Below are 5,846 nucleotides of genomic sequence, written 5' to 3'. Positions count from 1 at the left end.
GCTTTCAAGGGTACGGAACGCCGCTCGGCGCTGATGATCGCGGAAGAAATCGAAACCGTTGGCGGTCATCTGAACGCCCACACCACGCATGAGGCAACCGCCTATTACGCGCGCGTGATGAAGCAGGATGTGCCCCTCGCCGTCGATATCATCGCCGATATTCTGCAGAAATCCGTCTTCGATCCCGATGAGCTGGAGCGCGAGCGCGGCGTCATCATTTCCGAAATCGGTCAGGCGCATGACACGCCGGATGATGTCGTTTTCGACCATCTGCTCGAAGCAGCCTACGAAAACCAGCCGCTTGGCCGCTCGATCCTCGGCACGGTGGACACTGTCTCAAGCTTCAGCCGCAACGAGCTGCAGGGCTACATGAATGCGCGTTATCTCGCGCCCGGCATGGTGCTCGCAGCCGCAGGCGGCGTGGATCATGCGGAACTGGTGAAGCTCGCGGCGGACCGCTTCGCCGCGCTGCCGACGCGGGGCACGAACGGCGCCGAGATCGCCCGTTTCGGCACAGGCGAACGCCGCACCATGCGCGATCTGGAGCAGGTTCATCTCGCGCTCGCCTTTGAAGGCCCACAATATCGTGATCCCGACTATTACACCGCGCAGGTCTTCTCCGGCGTGCTCGGCGGCGGCATGTCCTCGCGCCTCTTTCAGGAAGTGCGCGAGAAGCGCGGCCTTTGCTACTCCGTCTTCGCGTTCTCTTGGTCCTTCGCCGACACCGGCATTTTCGGCGTCTATGCCGGGACATCGCCCGATCAGGTGGCCGAACTCGTGCCCGTGCTGGCGGGCGAGATGGGCCGCCTTGGCGAAGACGCTACCGAGGAAGAGGTCGCCCGTTCTCGCGCGCAGATCAAGGCGGGGCTTCTGATGGGGCTTGAAAGCTCCTCCAGCCGCGCCGAGCAGATTGCGCGGCAATATATGGTTCATGGCCGCGTGCTGCCGATTGATGAGCTGATCGAGAAGATCGACGCGGTGGATGCCGCTGCCGTGCGCCGTTATGCGACCCGCCTCCTTAAAGGGCCGGGCCTTGCGCTTTCTGCCATCGGCCCGCTTGAGGGGCGTAATGGCGGGCTTGAATCCTACGACCGTATCGCGGCAAGATTCGCCCATTAGGGTCGCGGGCAACGCGATTCCGGGAGGGTGAGGCGTCGATCAGGCGTCACGGACAGGCGGGGCGCTTCGGGTCATGGCATTTCTTCGTTCAATGTCGAGACCGGATGTGACACCCACAATCCATGGCGACGGCGTTTATCTGAGGAACCCGCTTCCCACGGATTTCCTGCAATGGGCGACGTTGCGCCAGCAAAGCCGCGCCTTTCTCACGCCCTGGGAGCCGACATGGGGGGTGGATGATCTGACCCGCACCTCCTTCCGCCGCCGCCTGCGCCGCTATCAGCGTGAAATTCGGGAAGATCAGGCTTATCCCTTCTTCATCTTTCGCCAGCAAGATGATGTGTTGGTAGGTGGCTCCACGCTTTCCGGTGTGCAGCGCGGCGTGCAGCAAAGCTGCTCGCTTGGTTATTGGGCGGGGGAGATACATGCGGGCAGGGGGCACGTAACCGCAGCCGTGCGGGCACTTATCCCCTTCGTCTTTGAAGAGCTTAAACTGCACAGGCTTCAGGCAGCCTGTCTGCCGGAGAATGAGCGGTCCCGTGCGGTGCTCCGCAAATGCGGTTTCACGGAAGAGGGGATTGCGCGGGGCTATCTCCGGATCAATGGTGCGTGGCGCGATCATGTCGTGTACGCAATTCTCAGCGACGATCCACGGCGCTGAACGAGTGAAGGGAAGTTTATAAGGATGCGGCGAGGGGTTCGGGGATCGGTACGCGGGACAATTGCGCTCGCAGCCATGCTGCTCACCTTCGCGCTGGGTTCCGGCGCGGCTGAAGCGCTGGATGCGATTGCGATGGATGACAGCCACCCCGTAATCGACCTGTCACCCTTCGCGGAAACCTATGAAGCCGCAGGCCAGCGCCTCACCATCGAGCCACCTTCGAATGGCGTTGCCGATATCAGCAGTGAAGCGCTGGAGGAAGCGGAAGCGCTTGATCTCTCCACGCTGGATGACGAAACCATCGTGCTGTCGGACGGAGAGGGCGCAACAGGTGTCTGGTACGCCTTTGCCCTGCGCAATCGGGGTGAGGAGCCGATAATCCGTCTCCTCGTGGCAGATCGTCGTGCGGATGGTTTCGCAAATCTGTTCTGGCCGCGCCCGCATGTCACTTTTGACCGTGCGCTCACGGCAGGCGGGGAAGACCCCCAGCCACAGGCCTCGCGGGCAAAGGCGGGCTTTTCCGTTTACGCGCTGTTCGGTGATCCGCAGAACAGCATGACGGTCGCGCTGCATGCAGACCGCAGCGGCGAGCCGGGGCTTTATCTCTGGCATGAAGCCGCATGGGAAGGTTTCACCCGCCGCCTCGCCTTCATCGAAGGCGGTATGCTCGCGGTGATCGCCGCGTTCAGCGTCTATATGACAGCGCTCGGCATCCTCACGCGGGTAGCCGCCGCGCGCGCGACGGCAATGGTGCTCGGGGCCGGTTTTCTCGTGCTCTTTGCCGAGTTCGGCTATTTCGGCGGCCTGCTCTCACTCTCGCCCTGGTGGGATCTTTTCTGCCGCACGGCAGCGCTCGCGCTTTTCACGGCTGCCATCTTCACGCTGGAACGCTTCTTCCTTGAAAGCGAGCGCCGCTCTGTCGAACTGGCGCAGGCAACGCGCTGGCTGAGCTATGCCGTCCTCGCAGGCATTCCGCTTGCGCTGCTCATCCCCTCTGGCGGCGCGCTTTATGTCCGGCTCTTTCTCGCAGCAGCCCTTCTCGGCGGGGCGCCGCTTGTCGTCATGGCAGCACTTCGCGGCGTGCGCCCGGCGCAGCTGCTCATTCCGGGCGCGGCGCTCTTCCTCATTTCGGGCGTGCTCGCAGCCTTCCACGCGATCGGCTGGCTTGGCAATTTCACGGGTACTGCGCTTGCGGGCGGTGTCTTCACCGCAGCCCTCACGCTTTTTGCCTTCGCCGCCGCCTAGCACGCGCAAGGCGGCCGCCGCCGCGGCGATATCGGCACGCTGCGCAGCGAGCAGCGCCACGCTTTCGCTCTCACCGGCGCGCGCATGGGCGTGTGGGACTGGGATATTGCGAGCGATAATCTCTATGTCTCGCCTTCCGTCGAGGCAATGCTCGGACTTGATGCAGGTACGCTTGGCGGCAATGAAGTCTCGTGGCGCGAACATATGCATCCCGCCGACCGCGAAACCTATCGCACCGCGCTGAATGCCTATATCGGTCGGGGCAATGTGTCCTTCTCGCTCGAGTTTCGCATGCGCCATTCAGATGGTGTTTTCCGCTGGGTGGCGCTGGCGGCAAGCTGCGTTGCAGGGCCGGAAAATTACGCGACACGCTGCATCGGCACGGTGAGAGATATTTCGGCGCAGAAACTCGCCGAAGAAAGGCTGATGCATGACAGCGTGCATGACAGCCTGACGGGCCTGCCGAACCGCGCGCTCTTCATGGACCGCATGCAGCGCGCCATTCGCCGTCGGGGCCTGCTGGAGCGCCCGCGCGCTGCGCTGCTGCTGATCGATCTCGACCGCTTCAAGACGGTGAATGACAGCCTTGGCCATTCAGGCGGTGATGCGCTGCTGATCGCCGTTGCCCGCCGCCTTGAATCGCTTGTCACCATGGATGACACGGTCGCCCGCATTGGCGGTGATGCCTTTGCGGTGCTGCTCACCACGCGCACCGAGCGCGGCGATGCGCTCGCCTTTGCCGAACAGGCAAGCGAGTTCCTGCGCCAGCCCATCGAGATTGCCGATCACGAGGTCTATCCGACCTGCTCCGTCGGCATCGCGATATGCGAGGATACGCATGAGCATCCCGTCGAACTTCTGACGGAAGCCGAGATTGCGATGTATCGGGCGAAGAAATCCGGCAAGGCGCGGATCGAGCTTTTCGAGCCGGGCATGCGCAAGGATACGGATGACAGCCTCACGCTCGAAACGGATCTGCGCCACGCCATTGAGCGGCGCGAGCTGGAAGTCTATTACCAGCCCATCATGTCGCTGCATGACGGGGTGGTGCGCGGCTTTGAGGCGCTGATCCGCTGGAACCATCCGAAAGACGGGCTTCTCACGCCGGACAGTTTCGTGCCATTGGCCGAAGAGCTTGGCATCATCACCGAGATCGGCCGCTTCGCGCTTCGTGCTGCAAGCGAGGAGCTTGCTACCTGGCAGAAACTTTTCCCGATGGAAAAGCCGCTTTTCGCAAGCGTCAATGTGTCGAGCAGGCAGCTGCTGCGCCACGATCTGATCGACGATATGAAACGTGTGCTGAACCGCATCGATATCGAGCGCGGGTCGCTGAAGCTTGAAGTGACGGAATCTCTCGTCATGGAGAATCCGGAATTTGCGGCCAGCATGCTCCGCCGCCTCAAGGAACTGGGTGCGGGTCTCTCGCTCGATGATTTCGGCACGGGCTATTCAAGCCTGAGCTATCTGCAACGCTTCCCCTTTGACACGCTGAAGGTGGATCGCTCCTTCGTGGCGGGCATGTCGGCGGATCGCGAAACGCCGCTCATCATCCGTTCCATGGTCACGCTTGCGCATGATCTCGGCATGGAAGTTGTGGCGGAGGGAACGGAAAGCGAGACGCAGGCCGCTGACCTGCGCGCCATGGGCTGTGACTATGGGCAGGGCTATTATTTCGGCCAACCCATGCGCGCGGCAGAGGCGCTCGATTTCATCGCGCATCACTGGAAGCGATAAGCCGCCTCAGGCGTGCCCGGCCTCTGCCGACAGAAGCGAAATATTGATGCCGAGCTTTGCGAGCGCGCCGTCATATTTCGCATCAAGATCGAGCCCGAAAAGAAGCTCTGGGTCCGGGTCGCAATGGAGCCAGCCATTCGCCTGAATTTCCGCATCAAGCTGTCCCGGCGCCCATCCTGCATAGCCGAGTGCGAGAAGCGCGCGGCTGGGGCCAGCACCTGATGCCATGGCGCGCAGAATATCGACACTCGCCGTGAGGCCGACATCTTCATCCACCGGCAGCGTGGATTCTTCCGAGAAGTAATCCTGCGTGTGGAGCACGAAACCGCGCCCCACTTCCACAGGCCCGCCAGCAAGCACGGGACACCTGATCTCATTCGCGCGCCGGTCGCCGGAAACCGGAATGGCGAGCCGCTCCAGCAAATCGGGAAAGGTCACATTGTTTGCAGATTTGTTCACGACGATGCCCATGGCACCATCGGGATTGTGGACGCACATGTAAATAACCGTGCGCTCGAAGCGATCATCGCTCATGCCCGGCATGGCGATCAGCATCTTGCCTTCAAGAAAGCCGTCTTCGTCGGGACGGTAGGTCAGACCGGACGACATAAGGCTCATGGCGTACACTGCCTCCGTGTCGATGGGCGCAACAGGCGCCGGATGTTGAAATCCTGCACTTTCGCGCGGCGGATGTCACGTCTGCCGCTGATGACAAAGCCGTCATGTGTGCGGCAAATTGATTGCGATTATTATGGCGAGAGCATGATGGCGGCTTCGTGGCGGCGTGAGGGGCGGATGAAGAAGGCAGGGTTAATGAGGAAAGGGCAGGCTCTCGCGCTTTTCGCGGGGCTTGCGGCGGCAACCCTGATGCCCGCGGCGGCGCAGGCGCGCGGGGCGGAAGCCGTGACGCGGATTGCGCTGGTTGCCGCACAGGATGCGCATGAGGGCGCGCCTTTCCTTGCCGGGCTTGAACTCGGCCTCGCGCCTGGCTGGAAGACCTACTGGAAACGGGCCGGCGATTCGGGCTTCGCGCCGCTCTTTGATTGGTCTGCTTCGGAGAATGTCGCTTCTGTTGATCTGCGCTGGC

The 5,846-nt window shown here is 62.2% G+C and carries 5 protein-coding genes and 1 pseudogene; 5 read left to right on the top strand and 1 reads right to left on the bottom strand.

From position 1 onward, the window contains the following. The 4 genes from WBF74_RS09490 to WBF74_RS09475 all read left to right on the top strand — a co-directional run. The coding region (locus WBF74_RS09490) for a M16 family metallopeptidase (protein ID WP_424438675.1) at positions 1-1,119 on the top strand (1,119 nt) is incomplete at its 5' end. 73 nt (positions 1,120-1,192) lie between these two features. Beyond that, entirely contained in the window at positions 1,193-1,780 is a 588-nt protein-coding gene (locus WBF74_RS09485) for a GNAT family N-acetyltransferase (RefSeq protein ID WP_424438672.1), read from the top strand. Between the two features lie 24 nt (positions 1,781-1,804). After that, positions 1,805-3,025 (top strand): hypothetical protein, encoded by a 1,221-nt coding sequence (locus WBF74_RS09480; RefSeq protein WP_424438669.1) that lies wholly within the window; start codon positions 1,805-1,807, stop codon positions 3,023-3,025. Positions 3,026-3,055: 30 nt separating this feature from the next. After that, the gene (locus tag WBF74_RS09475; RefSeq protein ID WP_424438678.1) at positions 3,056-4,759 is read left to right on the top strand and encodes a putative bifunctional diguanylate cyclase/phosphodiesterase; all 1,704 of its coding nucleotides are present in this window, start codon (positions 3,056-3,058) and stop codon (positions 4,757-4,759) included. A gap of 6 nt (positions 4,760-4,765) precedes the next feature. Here WBF74_RS09475 and WBF74_RS09470 read toward each other — a convergent pair whose 3' ends face one another. Beyond that, the gene (locus WBF74_RS09470; protein WP_424438666.1) at positions 4,766-5,377 is read right to left on the bottom strand and encodes a YqgE/AlgH family protein; all 612 of its coding nucleotides are present in this window, start codon (positions 5,375-5,377) and stop codon (positions 4,766-4,768) included. A 195-nt stretch (positions 5,378-5,572) separates the two neighbouring features. Between WBF74_RS09470 and WBF74_RS09465 the strand changes: the two are divergent. After that, positions 5,573-5,846, top strand: a pseudogene (locus tag WBF74_RS09465) (protein-disulfide reductase DsbD family protein); the annotation flags it as partial.

The organism is Parvibaculum sp., from assembly GCF_049672805.1.
Lineage (GTDB): Bacteria > Pseudomonadota > Alphaproteobacteria > Parvibaculales > Parvibaculaceae > Parvibaculum.
Note: the sequence above shows the minus strand (reverse complement) of the source record. Positions and strands in the feature narration are given on the sequence as shown.